The 19,713-nt window shown below is 49.7% G+C and carries 23 protein-coding genes; 14 read left to right on the top strand and 9 right to left on the bottom strand.

The genetic code is table 11. From position 1 onward, the window contains the following. Positions 1–87: 87 nt before the first annotated feature. From flhB to FAZ14_RS02395, 3 genes are read left to right on the top strand one after another with little or no spacing between them, the layout of a single operon-like run. Positions 88–1,239: a flagellar biosynthesis protein FlhB gene (gene flhB / locus FAZ14_RS02405; RefSeq protein ID WP_153507978.1), complete on the top strand. Its 1,152-nt coding sequence runs from the start codon at positions 88–90 to the stop codon at positions 1,237–1,239. Further along, entirely contained in the window at positions 1,232–3,325 is a 2,094-nt protein-coding gene (gene flhA / locus FAZ14_RS02400; RefSeq protein WP_153507977.1) for a flagellar biosynthesis protein FlhA, read from the top strand. Before flhB ends, flhA begins: the two co-directional genes overlap by 8 nt. Further along, positions 3,325–3,747: a flagellar protein FlhE gene (locus FAZ14_RS02395; protein ID WP_016940920.1), complete on the top strand. Its 423-nt coding sequence runs from the start codon at positions 3,325–3,327 to the stop codon at positions 3,745–3,747. The genes flhA and FAZ14_RS02395 overlap by 1 nt, the downstream gene beginning before the upstream one ends. Before the next feature lie 62 nt (positions 3,748–3,809). Here FAZ14_RS02395 and FAZ14_RS02390 read toward each other — a convergent pair whose 3' ends face one another. From FAZ14_RS02390 to flgA, 3 genes are all read right to left on the bottom strand, one after another. Next, positions 3,810–4,247, bottom strand: coding sequence for a flagella synthesis protein FlgN (locus tag FAZ14_RS02390; protein ID WP_153507976.1), 438 nt, complete (start codon positions 4,245–4,247; stop codon positions 3,810–3,812). Positions 4,248–4,251: 4 nt separating this feature from the next. Next, entirely contained in the window at positions 4,252–4,551 is a 300-nt protein-coding gene (gene flgM / locus FAZ14_RS02385; RefSeq protein ID WP_016940918.1) for a flagellar biosynthesis anti-sigma factor FlgM, read from the bottom strand. Between the two features lie 145 nt (positions 4,552–4,696). Next, positions 4,697–5,365, bottom strand: a complete 669-nt coding sequence (flgA, locus tag FAZ14_RS02380; RefSeq protein WP_016940917.1) for a flagellar basal body P-ring formation chaperone FlgA — start codon at positions 5,363–5,365, stop codon at positions 4,697–4,699. Between the two features lie 166 nt (positions 5,366–5,531). Between flgA and flgB the strand changes: the two genes are divergently transcribed. From flgB to flgL, 11 genes are all read left to right on the top strand, one after another. Then, positions 5,532–5,951 carry a flagellar basal body rod protein FlgB gene (flgB, locus tag FAZ14_RS02375; protein WP_016940916.1) on the top strand — a complete coding sequence of 140 codons (420 nt, stop codon included), beginning with the start codon at positions 5,532–5,534 and terminating at the stop codon, positions 5,949–5,951. Positions 5,952–5,983: 32 nt separating this feature from the next. Continuing rightward, positions 5,984–6,388, top strand: a complete 405-nt coding sequence (gene flgC / locus FAZ14_RS02370) for a flagellar basal body rod protein FlgC (RefSeq protein WP_012769280.1) — start codon at positions 5,984–5,986, stop codon at positions 6,386–6,388. A 12-nt stretch (positions 6,389–6,400) separates the two neighbouring features. Next, a complete protein-coding gene (gene flgD / locus FAZ14_RS02365) occupies positions 6,401–7,066 on the top strand; it encodes a flagellar hook assembly protein FlgD (RefSeq protein ID WP_038925740.1) in 666 nt (221 codons plus the stop codon). Positions 7,067–7,132: 66 nt separating this feature from the next. Beyond that, positions 7,133–8,332 (top strand): flagellar hook protein FlgE, encoded by a 1,200-nt coding sequence (gene flgE, locus FAZ14_RS02360; protein WP_016940914.1) that lies wholly within the window; start codon positions 7,133–7,135, stop codon positions 8,330–8,332. 21 nt (positions 8,333–8,353) lie between these two features. Next, positions 8,354–9,109 carry a flagellar basal body rod protein FlgF gene (locus FAZ14_RS02355; RefSeq protein ID WP_016940913.1) on the top strand — a complete coding sequence of 252 codons (756 nt, stop codon included), beginning with the start codon at positions 8,354–8,356 and terminating at the stop codon, positions 9,107–9,109. Between the two features lie 26 nt (positions 9,110–9,135). Beyond that, positions 9,136–9,918, top strand: coding sequence for a flagellar basal-body rod protein FlgG (gene flgG, locus FAZ14_RS02350; protein ID WP_016940912.1), 783 nt, complete (start codon positions 9,136–9,138; stop codon positions 9,916–9,918). 137 nt (positions 9,919–10,055) lie between these two features. Further along, positions 10,056–10,772, top strand: a complete 717-nt coding sequence (locus FAZ14_RS02345; RefSeq protein WP_033581371.1) for a flagellar basal body L-ring protein FlgH — start codon at positions 10,056–10,058, stop codon at positions 10,770–10,772. 16 nt (positions 10,773–10,788) lie between these two features. Further along, positions 10,789–11,898, top strand: a complete 1,110-nt coding sequence (locus tag FAZ14_RS02340) for a flagellar basal body P-ring protein FlgI (RefSeq protein WP_016940910.1) — start codon at positions 10,789–10,791, stop codon at positions 11,896–11,898. Then, complete coding sequence (flgJ, locus tag FAZ14_RS02335) at positions 11,898–12,851, top strand: flagellar assembly peptidoglycan hydrolase FlgJ (RefSeq protein ID WP_016940909.1); 954 nt, start codon at positions 11,898–11,900, stop codon at positions 12,849–12,851. The genes FAZ14_RS02340 and flgJ overlap by 1 nt, the downstream gene beginning before the upstream one ends. Positions 12,852–12,976: 125 nt before the next feature. Beyond that, positions 12,977–14,896 carry a flagellar hook-associated protein FlgK gene (flgK, locus tag FAZ14_RS02330; RefSeq protein ID WP_016940908.1) on the top strand — a complete coding sequence of 640 codons (1,920 nt, stop codon included), beginning with the start codon at positions 12,977–12,979 and terminating at the stop codon, positions 14,894–14,896. Between the two features lie 32 nt (positions 14,897–14,928). After that, complete coding sequence (flgL, locus tag FAZ14_RS02325) at positions 14,929–15,858, top strand: flagellar hook-associated protein FlgL (protein ID WP_016940907.1); 930 nt, start codon at positions 14,929–14,931, stop codon at positions 15,856–15,858. A gap of 139 nt (positions 15,859–15,997) precedes the next feature. Here flgL and fliR read toward each other — a convergent pair whose 3' ends face one another. The 6 genes from fliR to fliM all read right to left on the bottom strand — a co-directional run bounded on the left by fliR (position 15,998) and on the right by fliM (position 19,713). Then, a complete protein-coding gene (gene fliR, locus FAZ14_RS02320; protein ID WP_016940906.1) occupies positions 15,998–16,780 on the bottom strand; it encodes a flagellar biosynthetic protein FliR in 783 nt (260 codons plus the stop codon). Positions 16,781–16,782: 2 nt separating this feature from the next. Continuing rightward, complete coding sequence (gene fliQ, locus FAZ14_RS02315) at positions 16,783–17,052, bottom strand: flagellar biosynthesis protein FliQ (RefSeq protein ID WP_016940905.1); 270 nt, start codon at positions 17,050–17,052, stop codon at positions 16,783–16,785. Positions 17,053–17,095: 43 nt separating this feature from the next. After that, a complete protein-coding gene (gene fliP, locus FAZ14_RS02310; protein ID WP_192810572.1) occupies positions 17,096–17,803 on the bottom strand; it encodes a flagellar type III secretion system pore protein FliP in 708 nt (235 codons plus the stop codon). 65 nt (positions 17,804–17,868) lie between these two features. After that, on the bottom strand, positions 17,869–18,288 hold the full coding sequence (gene fliO / locus FAZ14_RS02305) for a flagellar biosynthetic protein FliO (protein ID WP_016940903.1): 420 nt from the start codon (positions 18,286–18,288) through the stop codon (positions 17,869–17,871). Further along, positions 18,288–18,704, bottom strand: coding sequence for a flagellar motor switch protein FliN (gene fliN, locus FAZ14_RS02300; protein ID WP_016940902.1), 417 nt, complete (start codon positions 18,702–18,704; stop codon positions 18,288–18,290). The genes fliO and fliN overlap by 1 nt, the downstream gene beginning before the upstream one ends. Then, a complete protein-coding gene (gene fliM, locus FAZ14_RS02295; RefSeq protein WP_016940901.1) occupies positions 18,697–19,713 on the bottom strand; it encodes a flagellar motor switch protein FliM in 1,017 nt (338 codons plus the stop codon). Before fliM ends, fliN begins: the two co-directional genes overlap by 8 nt.

Here is a 19,713-nt window from a genome sequence, read left to right as displayed (position 1 = left end):
TTTGTTCTACCCATAAGAATTTGCCGGATTTTGTCATGCTAGCGTTGTATAACTTTATGTCAGCGAGCGTTAACAGGAGCGGCTCTAGTGGCAGATGATAGCGATCTGGAGAAAACAGAAGCTCCCACCCCCCAACGAACAGAAAAAGCCCGAGAAGAAGGTCAGATCCCCCGTTCGAAGGAGCTGACGTCAGTATTCATACTGATTGCCGGCCTCGCTATTTTATGGGGGTATGGGGCCAGTATGGCTGGCAGACTGTCTGATATGATGGCTAAAGGGCTGACTTTTGACCACGGCTTCATTAATGACGAACGGTTGATAATCTCTCATGTCGGTACGTTGCTCGAGCAGGCGGTGATGGCGCTTGTGCCGATCTTGTTTGGATTAGTATTGGTCGCCTTGGGTGCCCCCATACTACTGGGTGGCCTGATTTTCAGTACTAAGGCGATAAGTTTCGATTTTGGTAAGATGAACCCGTTATCTGGGTTGAAGCGCATGTTTTCGACCCAGGTGTTGGCTGAGTTATTTAAAGCAATCCTTAAAGCCGTCATTGTCGGTCTTATTACTTTTTGGTTTCTCCGGCACAACTGGAATAGTATGTTGCACCTTGTGTCGGAGCCCATGGGGATGGCGATAAAAGATGCGCTGAATATCGCGCTCTTGTGTTGTTTTTGGGTGATCCTCGGGCTGTTCCCTATGGTTGGCTTTGACGTGGCCTGGCAGATATGGAGTCACATTAAGCGGCTACGCATGAGCAAGCAGGAGATTCGTGACGAATACAAAGAGCACGAAGGGGATCCGCATATTAAAAACCGTATCCGCCAGCAGCAGCGGGCGATGGCACAACGCCGAATGATGTCGGATGTGCCGAAGGCCGACGTTATCGTCACCAACCCGACTCACTATGCTGTTGCGCTGAAGTATGATGAAAAGAAAATGAGTGCACCCCGAGTGCTGGCCAAAGGTGCTGATCGGATAGCCCAACGCATCCGTGAACTTGGTACAGAGAACCGTATCCCGATACTTGAAGCGCCGCCGTTGGCTCGGGCCCTTTACCGTCATACTGAAATAGGGCAGCAGATCCCGACCGGATTATATGCCGCTGTTGCCGAAGTGCTTTCGTGGGTCTATCAGCTCAAACGCTGGAAACGTGAAGGCGGATTGATTCCACGTAAACCTAAAAACTTACCTGTGCCGGATGCACTGGATTTTGCTAAAGAGAAAACAACCGATGGCTAACCTGGCCTCTTTACTTCGTCTACCTGGCAATATGAAAGGTTCGCAATGGCAGATTCTGGCAGGACCTGTTCTGATATTGCTCATCCTGTCGATGATGGTTCTGCCGCTGCCACCGTTTGTTTTGGACCTGCTGTTTACGTTCAATATCGCACTGTCCATTATGGTGTTACTGGTTGCGATGTTTACCCAGCGTACGCTCGATTTTGCGGCCTTCCCGACTATCCTGTTGTTTTCTACACTGTTACGTTTGTCACTTAATGTTGCGTCCACACGTATCATTCTAATGGAAGGGCATACCGGCGCTGGTGCGGCTGGGAGAGTGGTTGAAGCCTTTGGCCACTTCCTGGTGGGGGGTAATTTTGCCATCGGTATTGTGGTGTTTATTATCCTGGTCCTGATCAACTTCATGGTAATCACCAAGGGGGCTGGGCGTATCGCGGAAGTTGGCGCGCGCTTTACCCTGGATGGGATGCCCGGAAAGCAAATGGCGATTGATGCTGATTTGAATGCCGGGTTGATTGGTGAGGATGAAGCCAAAAAACGTCGCTCTGAAGTTACTCAGGAAGCGGATTTCTATGGTTCCATGGATGGTGCGAGTAAGTTCGTGAGGGGGGATGCTATCGCTGGGTTGATGATAATGGCCATCAACATCATCGGTGGCTTACTAGTTGGGGTCGTTCAGCACAATATGGTGCTGGGGCAGGCTGTTGAAAACTATACACTCCTGACAATCGGTGACGGTCTGGTTGCACAAATTCCGGCACTGGTGATTTCAACCGCCGCCGGTGTGATTGTTACCCGGGTCAGTACCGATCAAGATGTCGGTCAACAGATGGTTACCCAACTGTTCAATAACCCACGTGTCATGATCTTAAGTGCGGGGGTATTGGGACTGATTGGTCTGGTTCCTGGTATGCCTAACTTTGTCTTCCTGCTGTTTACCGCAACGCTGTTGGGGTTAGCCTGGTGGATGAAGAAAGGAGGGGAGAATAAAGCCGCATTTGCAGCGACGGAGGCGGCGGCTGCCACTCCGACAACACCACAGGTGATAGAAGCCAGTTGGTCTGACGTTCAACTGGAAGACCCGCTTGGTATGGAAGTGGGATACCGTTTGATACCTATGGTGGATTTCCAGCAAAACGGTGAGTTACTTGGACGTATTCGCAGTATCCGTAAGAAGTTTGCCCAGGAAATGGGATTCCTCCCACCGGTAGTGCATATTCGAGATAACCTGGACTTGCAGCCGGCCAGCTATCGCATCCTGATGAAAGGTGTTGAGATCGGTAGCGGTGAGGCACATCCGGGGCGTTGGATGGCGATTAACCCCGGAAATGCAGTGGGCACACTACCGGGAGATCTAACGAAAGATCCCGCTTTTGGTTTGCCCGCGGTCTGGATAGAAAGTGCATTGAAGGAGCAGGCACAAACCCAGGGGTTTACCGTGGTTGAAGCCAGTACAGTGGTGGCGACCCACCTGAATCATTTGCTTAGTTTGCATGCCAGTGAGTTGTTTGGTCGTCAGGAAGCGCAACAACTGATGGACCGCGTATCTCAGGAAATGCCAAAGCTAACGGAGGATTTTATTCCGGGCGTAGTGACGTTAACCACGTTACACAAAGTATTGCAGAATTTGTTAAGCGAGCAGGTATCGATTCGTGATATGCGCACGGTTATCGAAACGCTGGCTGAACATGCAAGTGTGCAAACAGATCCTAATGAACTGACGACGGCTGTACGCATTGCACTTGGACGGGCCATCACGCAGCAGTGGTTCCCGGGTGATACGGAACTTCAGGTCATCGGTCTTGATGGCGCGTTGGAGCGTTTGCTATTACAAGCGCTTCAGGGAGGCGGTGGTCTGGAGCCTGGACTGAGTGACAGATTACTGGAGCAGGCTCGACAGGCATTGCAACGGCAGGAAGTATTGGGTGCGCCGCCGGTATTGTTGGTCAACCACGCACTGCGTGGGCTATTGTCGCGATTCCTGCGCCGCAGTCTGCCGCAAATTGCCGTACTGTCGAATCTTGAGATTAGCGATAGTCGTCAAATCAGAATGACATCAATGATTGGTGGTGAACTTTCCTGATGAAGAAAATCATGGTGACCGTGTTTTGGGGGATGGTGGCAGTCATCTCATCGTCCGTTGTCTATGCTCAGCAAGGCGGCTGGAATGTCAGCCTGGCAGGGCCATCATTTCAATACAAAGGGATGTTAGCATCTTCCCCTGCTTTTCTCCCGCCCTCTGGATTGGGGGTTACCGCCGCCCAATCTGTCACCGTGGTCTACTGGCTATATCAATTGAAATCGCCCGCACCGATAGATTTAGCTGTTAAGCTCTGTGCGGCTAATCGGTGCATTAATCTGGACGGTGCCAGTGGGCAAACCTACGGACTGCAAGGCATACCGGCAAATAGTGAATTTAGAATGCTCTTTTATGTACCCGGTTCCGGGCGTATGGCAACATCCGTTGATGTAGTATCTAACGAGATATCAGTAAACTATAAGTAACCCAAGCCCATCAGTGGGCCCGGCAGCACAGTTGGTGAGTAAGCAGAAAAGACGGTACAGGATTAGATACTAATCCGACGACCAGAAATTGAATTGCTCCGTGACTGACCATCAGGCCCATACAGAGACTGCGCATGACGTGGTTTTAGTACCGCCAATGCTTTTTCATTATGATCAAGGTGGTAACCAAGCAACAGCCCATTGTGCTGGTTTTTGTCACGCAGTGCTTCACTTAACGCGGTAATCTGTTGCCAGACGTGGGCCACAGCAGGATGGGGGCTATAGGGGGCTTTTACTCGCAATGCGGACTCACCCTGAAGACGAATCTTATCCAAATGCTGGATAGTGGCTAATAATGAACTTTTTCTATCAGTGATCACTTGCAGAGCGGGGCCATCAACATGACCAGCACAGAGCAACGACTGCTCGTCAGACAACACGGCTTCGAGTTCACGCATGTTGAGTAGAAGTTGCTCTAGCAGCTTTACAAGTTTTTCCATTGAGTTACTCGCCTGAAATCAAATCCTGCGCATTTTTGATTAATGCGTCAGCAATTTTACCGATGTTCATTTTTAATGAACCGTCACGGATAGCCTGTTTCAGCGTTTCAACACGCTGTACGTCGATATCCTGGGCAGATGGCTGCATCAGTTTAGACTGAGCGTCACTCAACTTAACCTGAGTACCTGTCACAGAACTTTGCTGCCCGGCTTCCTCTTTACGCTTTAACTTTGCCACATCGCCAGTATCCCGAGGCTGAACCTGGCTTACCGGTTTGACTGACTGGGTCCGATCAATGCTCATGGTAGTGTGCTCATATCATAAAAGGTATAAATGATGATAACCAGCGAGACAGATTTAACCGCCCACTCAGGTTGCTAACTTGAGCAGTGCTATCATCAACGACTATGTTCACCATATCGGCAGTATTGAGCATTACTTTAGCAAATTATTGCGAGATCAGAATAATCCCATCCCCGTTCGCGATACCAGAAACAACCTGTCCTGACGTTGTACGAGCTCTTGCCTGCTGTCCTGATGCCGCATTGTTCATTGCTTTCCCTTCGCTGCGCACACTAAAGCCATCTCCCTGCGCAAGAATCTGGACGTTTTGCCCGGCACGAATAACCCAGGGCTTCCTGATCATTACCTGGGTTATGGCCTGCCCGGGGGCAATATCTCGCAACGCGACGGCTCCCTGAGCGTCTTCTTGTGTAAACAAGGCGTGAGGCGGCAGTTGGTCTATCCTGCCGCGGACCATCCGGATATCTCCTGATGCCAGCTCGGTACCCCGGCTAATTGGGGCTGCTGCCGCCACATAATTCCCGGTAACCTGTACTTCAACCTGAACAAAACGCCTGTCCTGATCGCAGCGCACTGACACGGAAAGGTTACCCCACATCCTTGCGTTTCCTGGCAATGAAATCTGTGGGTTGTCACAGATGAGCCATTGCGCTTCGGGCGTTTTCACGACAACGTTCACCGTATTGGATGAGGCTTTAAAATTATCCGAAAAGAAACGGGATAACTGTGATGCAAGATCGGCAGCATTCACCAGTATCGGGGCAAACAGCAAACTCAAGATCGATAACTGTATGTATTTTCTGATATCCAGCATCCGTTTTATGCTCTCTCAAACCCAGTTAATTTCACGCTACCAGTGTAACGGCACTTGCTTACAGTTAAGGCAATAAATAGCACTTCATTTTATGTCTATTCTCTCGATGATTTTTGCAGGATGGGAATTATCCTACGCAGACTAAAGTTTAAATTGCGGAGGGAGCATGCTCGATAAATTGGATGCGGCGCTGCGGTTTCAGCAAGAAGCGTTGAATCTCCGTGCCCAACGTCAGGAGATTCTGGCGGCTAACATTGCTAACGCCGATACCCCTGGTTATCAGGCGCGTGACATTGATTTCGCCAGCGAACTGAACAAGGTCATGGAGCAAGGGCGTACCAGCGGTCAATCCGTTTCGCTGAGCCTGACGTCTACACGCCACATTCCTGCGCAGGCTGTAGAACCACCTTCGCTCGATCTGCTCTACCGCGTGCCGACTCAACCTGCGCTTGATGGCAATACTGTTGATATGGATCGCGAACGTACCAACTTCGCGGACAACAGTCTCAAGTATCAAAGTAGCCTGACTCTCATCAGCGGGCAGATTAAAGGGATGATGTCGGTACTGCAGTCCGGGTCATCATAACAGTTTGGTGACAGATATAAGGTTGATGTCTCATGTCGTTACTTAATATTTTCGATATTTCCGGCTCGGCGCTTTCTGCCCAGTCTCAGCGCCTTAACGTTAGCGCCAGTAACCTGGCTAACGCCGACAGCGTTACAGGGCCTGATGGTCAGCCTTATCGCGCCAAACAGGTGGTTTTTGAGGTCGATGCTGCTCCGGGGCAGGCGACCGGTGGCGTGAAAGTCGCCAAGGTGGTTGAAGATCCTTCTCCGGAAAAACTGGTCTATCAGCCGGGTAATCCACTGGCCGATGCCAAAGGCTATGTCCGCATGCCGAATGTGGATCCTGTCAATGAGATGGTAAATACCATTTCAGCATCCCGAAGTTATCAGGCAAACGTGGAAGTACTGAATACCACGAAGTCGATGATGCTAAAGACCCTCACTATTGGTCAGTAATCTGGAGAAATCATGGCTACTACCTCTTCTGTCAGTAGTGCTCAAAGTACGACATCAGCGACACCGGCTATTAGCGGAAGCAGTGCTGCTGATTTACAGAACAGCTTTCTGACTCTGCTTGTTGCTCAGTTGAAGAATCAGGATCCCACAAATCCGATGAATAACAACCAACTGGTTTCACAGTTGGCTCAGTTAAATACGGTGAGCGGTATCGAAAAACTGAATACCACCCTCGGTGCAATTTCTACGCAGATCAACAGCAATCAATCTATTCAGGCCACCTCGTTAATCGGTCGTGGAGTGCTGGTACCCGGTAACAAGGTGTTGGTCGGTAAAGAAACGACGTCACCATTTGGCGTTGAACTAGAAAGTACAGCAGAGAACGTTACCGTAAATATTACTGATAATTCTGGGAAAGTTGTTCGTACGATGGATCTGGGTGGGCTCAGTGCCGGGGTACATGCGTATTCCTGGGATGGTAAGGCTGCTGATGGCTCAACGGCACCGGATGGTTCTTATACCATTTCGGTGTCTGCGACCTCAAATGGCACCCAACAGGTTGTTCAGGCTCTGAATTATGCCTACGTGAATGGCATCGTGACCAATAGTAAAGGGGCGTTGTTGGATTTGGGGCTGAGTGGGCAGTCTACGCTGGATAATGTACGCCAGATTTTGTAGCAGTTACGGATATAACGCACGTCACTTTTTAGTGAATAACAGTTCATCAATATTCAGGAGAGCATCATGAGCTTTTCTCAGGCGGTCAGTGGCTTAAACGCTGCCTCTAACAATTTGGATGTCATTGGTAACAACATTGCCAACTCCGCTACTGTTGGTTTTAAAGCCAGCAATATCTCCTTTGCTGATATGTACGCAGGCTCCAACGTAGGCTTGGGTACCAAGGTTGCGTCTGTGCTGCAGGATTTCAGCAACGGTTCTATTACCGGTACATCGCGTGCACTTGACGTAGCCATCAACGGTAATGGTTTTTACCGTTTGCTTAATACTAACGGCAACGTGGTTTATAGCCGTAACGGCCAATTTACGTTGGACAGTAAGCGTAATATCGTTAACTCACAGGGCCTGCAATTGACGGGATATCCTGCCACTGGTACACCGCCGACCATTCAGCAAGGGGCGAACCCGGTTGGGTTGAGCATTCCTGAAACTACGATGTCGGCTAAAGCGACGTCGACAGCTTCGATTATTGGCAATCTGAACTCTTCGGATAGCACCAAGACCTGGAACGCAACCGACCCGACCAACACTTCAAACTACAAAGGTTCTATTACTACCTACGACAGTTTAGGAAATGCACATAACTTTGCGCTGTATTTCGTGAAAACAGCCGCTAACAGCTGGGATGTGTACGCACAAGATACCAGCATTAGTGGTGCCGGTTTCCAGGGACCGACGACATTGTCTTTCAGTAGTAGTGGGGCACTGACGACCACCACGCCCGCAACCATCAGCATGGCAACACTGAACGGTTCTGCCGCCAGTACCTTTACACTTGCTTTTACCGGTACCGTACAGCAGAACAGCGGTTCCAACAGTACCAAGACACCAACGCAGGATGGCTATGCGCCGGGCGAACTGACCGGTTACAGCATCAGCACCGATGGTACGGTTGTTGGCTCCTACTCCAACTCGAAAACCCAGGTACTCGGACAGATTGCACTGGCTAATTTCGCTAACCCGGAAGGGCTGTCTCCTCAGGGGGATAACGTTTGGGCGGCAACCAGCAATTCTGGTCAGGCGGTAGTGGGGCTGGCAGGTTCTGGTAATCTCGGGAAGCTGGTGGGCAAGGCAACAGAAAGCTCCAACGTTGATATGAGTAAAGAGCTGGTTAATATGATTGTTGCCCAGCGTAACTATCAGTCGAATGCTCAAACGATCAAAACGCAGGATCAGATACTCAACACGTTGGTTAACCTGCGTTAATCATCATAACGAGGATATTGCATGGATCACGCTATCTATACCGCGATGGGTGCGGCAAGTCAGACGCTGGAGCAGCAAGCTGTCACGTCGCATAACATGGCTAACGCCTCTACGCCGGGTTTCCGTGCGCAACTGGCTGCGATGCGTGCCGTGCCAATCCAGGGGGTTACGAATGAAACCCGCACACTGGTAGTGTCCTCGACACCCGGGGTGGATACCACCCCGGGTTCTATGGATTACACCGGACGTTCTATGGATGTTGCACTTTCTCAGGATGGCTGGCTGGCAGTACGAGCCTCGGACGGCAGTGAGGCCTATACCCGCAATGGTAATATGGAGATTAACTCCAACGGGCAACTGACTGTTCAAGGTAAACTGGTCATGGGCGATGGCGGGCCGATCGAGGTTCCACCGCAGACTCAACTGACTATCGGCCCCGACGGTACTATTAATGCCTTGAACCCCAGTGATGCCGCTAATACGGTCACTCAGATCGGGCGTTTGAAACTGGTCAAAGCGACCGCCAATGAAGTGGTTCGCGGTGATGACGGTTTTTTCCGCGTTTCTCCTGTTGTGCAACAGCAGCGCGGTGTGGTACTGCAGAATGACGCTACAGTCAGAGTTATGGCTGGGGTACTAGAGGGTAGTAACGTCAATACAGTCGAATCGATGGTGGAAATGATCTCCAACTCACGTCGTTTTGAGATGCAGATGAAAGTGATTAGTAGCGTTAACGATAATACACAGCGTGCTAATCAGATACTTGCGATGAATTAAGTGCCTTTGTGCACAGGAGTGACTCGATGATCCGTTCTTTATGGATTGCAAAAACCGGTCTGAACGCACAGCAAACCAATATGGATGTCATATCCAATAACCTGGCAAACGTCAGTACCAATGGTTTTAAACGTCAGCGAGCTGTATTTGAAGATCTGATGTATCAAACTGTACGCCAGCCGGGAGCACAGTCTTCTGAGCAGACTATGTTGCCGTCAGGGTTACAACTAGGGACGGGTGTACGTCCGGTAGCAACTGAACGTATTCATACGCAAGGGTCTTTTTCTGAAACAGGTAACGTCAAGGATATGGCGATCAAAGGCGCGGGCTTTTTTCAGGTGCTGATGCCGGATGGTACCACTGCATATACTCGTGATGGATCCTTCCAGCAAGACTCGAATGGTCAGTTGGTGACATCTAGTGGCTTTCAGGTTCAGCCAGCGATAACTATTCCAGCTAATTCCAGTAACTTGACAGTGGGGCGAGATGGGGTCGTGACTGTTACTCAGCAAGGGCAAACCGCACCTGTCCAAATTGGCCAACTTAATCTGGCGATGTTTATCAATGAGGCTGGGCTCGAGAATCGGGGGGAAAATCTGTATGCGGAAACAGCGAGTTCTGGTGCTCCGACCCAGAGTACGCCGGGCTTGAACGGTGCCGGTTTGATTTATCAGAAATACGTTGAAACATCGAACGTGAATGTGGCTGAAGAGTTGGTTTCCATGATTCAGACTCAGCGCGCGTATGAAATCAACAGTAAGGCTATATCGTCCACGGACCAGATGCTACAAAAACTGACCCAGCTGTAATCATTCCTGGGTATCATTCGCGTATAAGATAGGGTGGCTTTTTACTGATTTGTGCTTAGTACGCAAATGGGTGAAGTAGTCACCTTGATTCAATATATGGATAGGTTACTGAAAGTAAGGCGATATCCGTAGTGATGATGAATACGAAGTCGGTTGCTACAGTGCAGCCGTGTCGGCCGCGGTTGCTGGCATACGTGATAATATTAACACTGTCCGGTTGCGCTTATGTACCTCACGATAAGGTTGTTACTGGACCAACAACAGCGCAACCTGCACCACCGTTACAGGCTATCCCTAATGGGTCTATTTTCCAGGCCGGTCAAGCGATGAATTACGGATATCAGCCGATGTTTGAAGATCGTCGACCCCGGAACATAGGAGATACGCTGACTATTGTGTTGCAAGAAAACGTCAGTGCCAGCAAGAATTCGTCGGCGAATGCCAGCCGGGATGCATCTGGCTCCTTTGGTATGACCACGACACCACGTTTGCTGGACGGGCCTTTGGGTAACAACCGGGCGGCATTTAACGCTACCGGTAAAGACGCGTTTACCGGGAAGGGTGGCGCTAATGCGAATAATACCTTCACTGGCACGATTACCGTGACGGTCGATCAGGTGCTGACAAACGGCAATTTACATGTCGTTGGTGAGAAACAAATTGCCGTTAATCAGGGAACTGAGTTTATCCGTTTCTCTGGGGTGGTAAACCCAAGGACTATCAGCGGCAGCAACACGGTACCGTCGACGCAAGTGGCGGACGCGCGTATGGAGTATGTGGGTAATGGCTACATTAACGAAACGCAGACTATGGGCTGGTTGCAGCGGTTCTTCCTTAATGTTTCGCCGTTCTAAATTGATGAGGCACATAATGCGGATCACTTCGGCTTTTACTCTTTTCCTTGCTTTGTTGGTGATGGTAACTCAGCCAGCATCAGCTGAGCGTATCCGCGATTTGGTGACGATTCAGGGGGTGCGTGATAATGCGCTCATCGGTTATGGCCTGGTGGTCGGGCTGGATGGTACGGGCGACCAGACCACTCAGACGCCGTTTACCACTCAAAGTTTGAACAACATGTTATCCCAATTAGGGATAACCGTTCCTGCCGGCACCAATATGCAGTTGAAAAACGTAGCGGCAGTAATGGTAACGGCTAAGTTGCCGCCGTTTGCTCGCGCAGGACAAGCGGTCGATGTGGTTGTTTCCTCTATGGGTAATGCCAAGAGCCTGCGAGGTGGCACATTGCTGATGACGCCGCTGAAGGGCGTTGACAACCAGGTCTATGCTATCGCACAGGGTAACCTTTTGATCGGTGGTGCGGGTGCTTCTGCTGGCGGCAGCAGTGTTCAGGTAAACCAGCTCGCCGGTGGACGTATTAGCGGTGGTGCAATTATCGAGCGTGAGTTGCCTAATACCTTCGGTACCGGAAATACCATAATGCTGCAACTGAATCAGGATGATTTCACCATGGCGCAGAGTATTAGCGATGCGATCAATCGTTTCGGTCGAGGCGGCTCTGCAGCGCCGCTGGATTCCCGCACCGTAAGAGTTATCGTACCTGCTGGTAACAGTGCACAAGTTCGCTTTCTGGCGGATATGCAGAATATCGAAGTCAATGTTGGTACGCTGGATGCCAAAGTTATCGTCAATTCTCGTACCGGCTCAGTGGTAATGAACCGCAATGTCCAACTGGAAAATTGCGCTGTTGCACAGGGCAATCTGTCAGTGACTATCAATCAACAGAATGTTGTGAGCCAGCCAAATACACCGCTGGCAGGTGGGCAGACGGTCGTTACGCCGCAAACGGAAATTTCTATGCGTCAGGAAGGTGGGGCATTACAGCGCGTGAACTCGAGTGCTAACCTCAACAGTGTAGTTCGAGCCTTGAATTCACTTGGTGCCACACCCATGGATTTGATGTCAATTCTTCAGGCAATGGAAAGTGCAGGTTGCCTGAGAGCGAAGTTGGAAATCATCTGATGAGTGACATGAAGATGTTTAACAACCCTGCTTATGAAACACAGTCGCTTAACGCGCTCAAACGGGATGTATCGAACCATCCTCAGAACCGGGAAGGGCTCCGTGCTGTGGCCAAGCAGTTGGAAGGCGTCTTTGTGCAAATGATGATGAAGAGCATGCGTGATACGCTACCGAAGGATGGTATGTTCAGTAGCGATCAGACGCGCATGATCACTTCAATGTATGACCAGCAACTGGCCCAGCAGATGTCGTCTGGCAAAGGAGTAGGGCTGGCCGCTGTTATTGAAAAACAGATGATGGGGCAGGGGATTGTCGGGATTGAGCAACCTGCACCATCGACGCCATTTAAGCCTGATGGTCAATTGGCTCGCAATATGCCTTCATTTGCAGTGGAGCAGATGGTGCGTAAAGCGATGCCTAAGCTATCGGAAAAGTCATCGCCATTGCCCATGAGCAGTGCTGATTTTATTTCGCGCTTGTCCACACCCGCCATGCTGGTTAGTCAGCAAAGTGGTATTCCACATCATCTCATTATGGCTCAGGCCGCCCTGGAATCGGGTTGGGGACAGCATGAAATCCCTACCACCGATGGGCGTCGTAGCCACAATATTTTCGGTATTAAAGCTGGCAGTAACTGGGATGGGCCGGTTACGGAAATTACTACGACGGAATACGAACAAGGTGTTGCCAAAAAAGTCACTGCGGCCTTCCGCGTGTACGGTTCTTATCTGGAAGCGTTGAATGATTATGCCAAACTGTTAACTCAAAACCCCCGTTATGCTGGCGTGTCTGCGGCGGCAACGGCGGAACAGGCCGCGGTTGCATTACAGCAGGCGGGATATGCCACAGACCCAGCTTATGCGAAGAAGTTGGTCAGCATGATCCAGCAGATGAAAAATACAGGCGAAAAGGCAGTTCAGGCTTATACACATGATCTGAGCGGGATTTTCTAATTTCTCTCAAGTTTTTAACCCGCCTGCCGATAGTTATACAAGTTAATTTATGACGGCGATATCTTTTTGTGCCTGGCAATAGGTAGTGCCTCTCTGCGCATTAGTAAGAGTAAAAGGAACCCAGCATGTCCAATTTGATTAACACCGGAATGAGTGGTTTGAGTGCAGCACAAGCGGCACTGAGCGCTGTCAGTAACAACATCAGTAATCAGGCTGTTACCGGATATAGCCGTCAAAACGCGCTGTTGGCACAGAATAATGGTACAACAACCTCTGCTGGTTATATTGGTAACGGTGTTACGGTTGTCAGCATTAACCGCGATTACAACGATTTTATTGCCAAGCAGTTACGTGCGGCGCAGTCAACCAGTAGCTCGACTACTTCTTATTACGGGCAGGTTTCCAAAATTGACAACCTGCTGTCGAGTAGCTCATCAAGCCTGTCAACTTCTATTCAGGATTTCTTTAAGAATTTGCAGAACCTGACTAGTAGCTCCAGTGACTCTTCCGTTCGCCAGACCGTGCTAGGTAAAGCGAATGCGTTGGTAAACCAGTTCAAAATCACTGATCAGTATTTGCGCGACATGGACAGCAACATCAATGGTGAGCTCTCCGTCACGGTGACGCAGATCAATACCTATGCCCAGCAAATCGCCGATATCAACGATCAGATTGTACGTCTGAAAGGTGCGAATAGTGGTGCAGCGCCAAATGATTTGCTGGACCAGCGAGACTCACTGGTTGATCAACTGAATAAGTTGGTTGGTGTCGATGTCGCGGTTCAGGACGGCAATATGTACAATGTCTCGCTGAAAAACGGCCTGACATTGGTACAAGGTAAAAGCTTCAACACGCTTGTTGCGACGACATCCAGCACTGACCCTACCCGTACTACCATTGCGTATAACGATGCCATTGCCGGCGTGAGTGAAGTGAAAGAGAGCACGATTACCGGTGGTTCTCTCGGCGGTCTGCTTGATTTTCGTACCGGTACGCTCGATAGCGCCCGTAACCAATTAGGTCAGATGGCGTTGGCTTTCACTGATGCTTTCAACCAGCAGCACAAAGCGGGTTTTGACTTGAGCAATGTTCAGGGTGGCGATTTTTTTGGTGTCGGCTCGTCAGTTACATTGAAAAGCGCTAAAAATACGTCCGCTGCTGAACTAAACTCTTCCTATCTCCGTGATAACTACTCACTGCAATACAACGGGACATCCTGGAACGTTACTCGGTCCGACGGTACTACAGCCAGCTCAACATTGTCGGGTTCGGCGTTGGCGTTTGATGGTTTTACCATCAAAATTTCCGGTTCTGCCGCTTCGGGGGATACATTCAGCTTCAAAGTATCGCCAGGACAGTCCTCCATTTCGCAGACTGCTCCTGCGGCAGCCTCGGCTGTGTCGCTGACTCGTAATGACAACAACTATATCAAGGCGAGCGATTACGCCGTTAAATTCGTTGGTCCGGCAAGTAATAATTGGTCGATTACTCGTTTGTCGGATGGTGCTGACTTGTCTTCTTCTGCCACCTTTACCGCCGCCAGTGGTTCGACATCAGCCAGCCTGATTTTTGATGGTATGAAGTTGAATATCACTGGCACACCTGCAGCTAAAGACGAGTTTACTGTGAAAGGAGTACGGGATGTAGTCGTTAGTATGTCTGTTGTCATCTCGGATTCTTCCAAGATTGCTGCGGCTGGTTCCTCTTTGACTTCTGCCGGTGGTGGGGTTAGTGATAATACGAATGCTAAAGCACTATTGAATTTGCAGACAGTGAAGGTTGTTGAAAACAAGTCAACTATCAGTCAGGCATACGCCAGTCTGGTTGGGGATATCGGTAATAAGACGAGTACTGCCAAGGTGACTGATACATCTCAGAAGAATGTCGTGAAGCAGTTAACTACCGAGCAGCAGTCGGGGTCCGGTGTCAATTTGGACGAAGAGTACGGCAATCTTGTTCGTTTTCAACAGTATTACATGGCAAATGCCAAGGTAATCCAGACGGCTTCGACGATATTTGATGCCCTGCTGGGGATCCGCAGTTAAGTTTGTGACGGCAAAAAATAAGGAAATAGGTTATGCGATTGAGTACCAGTATTATTTTTCAGCAGAATATGCAAGGCGTCACAGATGGTTTGTCTACGTTCAGCAAGACAGGTCAGCAGCTTGCCAGTAATACCCGTGTACTGACTCCTTCTGATGATCCTATCGCCGCATCTAAGGCCGTTATGGTCAATCAGGCACAGGCTCAAAATGCTCAGTATTCGCTTGCACGTACCTTTGCTCAAAATGGTATGAATAGTGAGCTTTCTGTACTGACCAATGTTGTGACTGCATTGACTAGCGCCAGTACCACACTGTTAAGTGCTGATGGTACGAAGAATGATAACGATCGCCACCTTATCGCCACCTCTTTGCGTGGGTTGAAAGCTCAGTTGTTGAACCTGGGAAACAGTACCGATGGTAATGGTAATTTTATCTTTGGTGGTTATAAGACAGACGTTCAACCGTTTACTTCTAATGCTTCCGGTACCGTGAGCTATGTTGGTGGCACCCAGGCTATTTCTCAGCAGGTGGATGCTGATCGTGTCATGACTGTCGGACATATCGGGTCAGCTGTATTTAATAACGCTAGCGGCACTGCAGATATCTTTGGTGCTCTGGACAGTGCGATTAGTGCGTTGGAAATACCACTGGAAGGGGCAACTGATGCTGTGAAGAGTGCCAATACCGCGTCTATCAATGCGGCTAGCCAGAACCTCAAAAATGCACTGACGAATGTTTCCTCTGCGCAAGCCACCTTGGGCGTTCAGTTGCAGGAAGTCGATACATTGAACAGTATTGGTACTGATCGCAGCAATGCAAATAAGCAGACATTGAGCGATTTGGTTGATATCGATATGGTCGCAACCATCTCCACATACATGATGCAACAGCAATCCTTGCAAGCATCATACAAAGCATTTAGCGATATGCAGGGCCTCTCGCTGTTCCAGCTAAACAAATAATATGGAATAGCGGTCCAGTATTTGGATACGCTTAAACCGGGCGTATTCTTTTTGGCATGTCATCCTTCATAAGATGACATGCTTTTTTTTATTGTGCGCAGTGGACGAAAGGGGTCGAGGCACACCAGCGAGTAAGGGATTATCCGGCAAACTGGTTTAGCAAATCAGCCAGAAGATCATAGGTTTCGCCAAACAGTTTTTCGGCGTAAGGGGAGATAAGGAAAATCAGGAACCCTACGGTAATTATCCCGGTAAAGAGGGTGATAGGAAAACCGATAGCGAAGATGGTTAACTGTGGTGCCAGCCGACTCAATAACCCAAGCGCCATGTTAATGGTGAGCAGTAATGTAATGAGCGGGAGTGCGAGCATCAGCCCGTTAGAGAAGATCCTTCCCCCAGCTGCAGCCAGAGCCATAAATACATTACCGCTGACAGGTGCAGCCCCGATCGGAATGGTATGAAAACTGTCAACCAGCAATGAAATCAGCCATAAATGTCCATTCATCGTCAGAAAAAGCAATAATGCCAGCAGGTTCATGAACCGGGATACGACTGGCATGTTGGGCCCACCGCTGGGGTCAAAGAACGTGGCGAATGACAGCCCCATTTGCAGACCGATAATCTCTCCCGCCAGTCGGATTGCCGCAAAAGCCAGTTGCATGGTGAAACCCAACATTGTGCCGATCACGACTTGCTGAAACAGCATCCATACACCTGCTGCAGAAAAGACAGGGATCGAGGAATGTGGGATATTTGGCGCAATGACAATCGTGATGAGCACACCTATGCCAATTTTCACACGGCGGGTAATAGCCCGTTCGCTAAAAATAGGGGCAGTGCTAATCAGTGCCAGAATTCTGACCAGTGGCCAGAAAAACTGATTGAACCAGCCGATCATATCGATGCTACTGAGGGTAACCATATCTACCCTATCATGCTAGGGAACTGGCTGAACATTGTACGCATGTAGTCGAGAATGACGCTGAGCATCCATGGCCCGGCGACCACTAGGGTAAAAAACACCGTGAGAACCTTGGGGATGAAGGACAACGTCATTTCGTTGATTTGTGTAGCCGCCTGAAGCATGCTGACAATCAAACCGCTAACCAGCGCGGCGATAAGAGGAGGGCCTGCCAGCATCAGCGCTATTTTCATTGCTTCATAGCCTAAAGCCATGACGGATTCAGGAGTCATACAGGCATTCCTCTGATGTGGTGGACAGCAGCATCCGCACTAACTAAGTATAAAAACTCTGGGCCAGCGACCCCAGCAGTAATTGCCATCCGTCAACCAACACAAAAAGCATCAGTTTGAATGGCAACGAAATCGTCGCTGGAGGAACCATCATCATACCCAGTGCCATTAATACGCTGGCAACAACCAGGTCAATCAGCAGAAAAGGAATGAAAATCGTAAAACCAATCTGAAAGGCGGTTTTCAGTTCGCTGGTAACATAAGCTGGTACTAATACTCGCATCGGTACAGCTTCCGGGCCTTGTAGCGAGGGAATCTGAGCCAAACGGGTAAACAACGCTAAATCTGCTTCCCGGGTTTGCCGCAGCATAAACTCACGCAGCGGTTTTGAGCCTTTATCGATAGCGACTTCCATGCTGATTTTGTCTTCACTGAACGGGCGATAGGCCTCATCGTAAATACGGTTCAGTACGGGCGACATAACAAAAAAAGTCAGAAACAGACTGAGACCCAGCAAAACCTGGTTAGGGGGGGCCGTAGGGGTTCCTAATGCGTTACGCAGCAAGCTCAGCACGATGATGATACGCGTAAAGCAGGTCATCATCAGCAGTACGGCGGGAATAAAGCTCAGCGCAGTGATGAAGATCAGTGTCTGAACGGGTAAGGACCAGCTCTGCCCACCATTAGGTAGTGGGTGGCTGATAATACTTGGCAACTGTGCAAGTGCGTGAGGCGCAATCAGCAACAACATGAAGGCCGCAGGGTAACGAAGCAGGCGGAACCAGGGAGAAAGTGAAATCGGACGCAGGGGGGTACTCATTCGGTTTTTTCCGGACGCTTGGTCGCTTTCTTAAGGAACTGAAGAAAATCGGCTGGCGCAATACTTTCTGCCGACGGTACATCGTTGATGGGACGAGCGGGCAGGGTGTGTAAGTGGGTTATTTGTTGAGCTGTAACCCCCAATACAAGCCAGGTGTCATCAACTTCAACGATCACAATACGCTCACGCTGTCCAACTGGATAAGTAGACACCATTTTCATGACGTTGCTTTTCTTAGACTGCGGCGCGAATCCCAGTTTTCGCAGTGCCCAGGCAACCAGTAAAATCAGCAATAACACACCGCACAGGGCGGTACCCACTTGCGACAAGATCGCACCGCCAGAAATAACGGATTCAGCAGCCACAGGTGGCTGCTGAATGGTCGATGTAGTCTGTTGTGCGGTGGTGCCAGCCATTAACGGCCTAGCCTGCGCATACGTTCTGATGGTGTAATAATATCGGTGATACGCACACCATACTTGTCAGAAACGACAACCACTTCACCCTGAGCAATCAGATACCCGTTAATCATGATATCCAGTGGCTCACCAGCCAAACCGTCTAGTGCCACGACAGAGCCCTGTGACAAGCGCAGCAGCTCTTTGATCGTCATTTTGGTGCGCCCTAACTCCACGGTCAATTTAACCGGGATATCCAAAATCAGGTCGATATCCTGCATTGACCCTTGGGTATCCTGCACATCAAAGTTTTTGAAGATATTATCAGTACTACCCGACGCGCCTTTTTCTGCCGACTGCTGCTCATTAAATGCATCAGCCCACAGATCGTCCACGGAATCCGTTTCTTCGGACGGTTTCTTGATGTCACTCATTGAGCGGTTCCTCGTCATTCAGAGAATTTAAAATGGGGTTAATCAAGTGTTCAACACGCAAGGCATACTGACCATCTAACGTACCGTACTGGCATGTCAATACAGGCACGCCATCCACATGTGCCACCAGGCGTTCAGGTTTATCAATCGGCAAAATATCTCCGGGCTTGAGTTTTAATACCTTTGACAGTCGAACCGGAATGTCAACAAAGTTAGCAACCAGCTCTAACTCTGAGTGCTGCACCTGTTTTGCCAATGTTTCACGCCAATGCTGGTCTTCTTGCTGCGAGTTTTCCAGCGGCGGGTTGGCGAGCAATTCGCGTAAAGGTTCAATCATGGAGAATGGAATACAGATGCTGAATTCACCGGTCAGCGTACCAATTTCCAGATGGAAAGGGGTAGTTACCACGATATCGTTTGGCGACGTGGTGATATTGGTGAATTTTACCTGCATTTCCGAACGCACATACTCCACATCCAGCTTGTAAATCGCGTTCCAGGCGTCACTGTAGGATTCGAGGGCCAGTTTCAGCATGCGACGCACTACGCGCTGCTCGGTATGTGTAAATTCTCGGCCTTCAACCTTGGTGGGAAAACGACCATCGCCACCAAACAGGTTGTCGACGGCAATGAAAACCAGACTGGGTGAAAATACGAATAGCGCAGTGCCACGCAAGGGCTTCAGGTGTATCAGGTTGAGGTTGGTTGGAACCGGCAGGTTACGTGCAAACTCATGATACGGCTGAATCTTGATGGCACCAACGGTAATATCAGGGCTACGACGAAGCAGGTTAAACAAGCCCATACGGAATTGGCGCGCGAAACGCTCGTTGATGATCTCCAGCGCTTGCAGACGCTCACGGATAACGCGTCGCTGTGTATTGGGATCATAGGGCTTAACATCCCCATCTTTTTGGGAAGCGGCGTTGCTGGCATCAGCGCTGCTATCACCACTGTCACCGTTTAGCAGAGCATCGATCTCTGCTTGTGAAAGAATGCTGTCACCCAT

The sequence above is a fragment of the Dickeya oryzae genome (assembly GCF_009372235.1).
Taxonomy (GTDB): Bacteria; Pseudomonadota; Gammaproteobacteria; order Enterobacterales; family Enterobacteriaceae; genus Dickeya; species Dickeya oryzae.
This window is presented reverse-complemented; position numbering and strand designations above follow the sequence as displayed.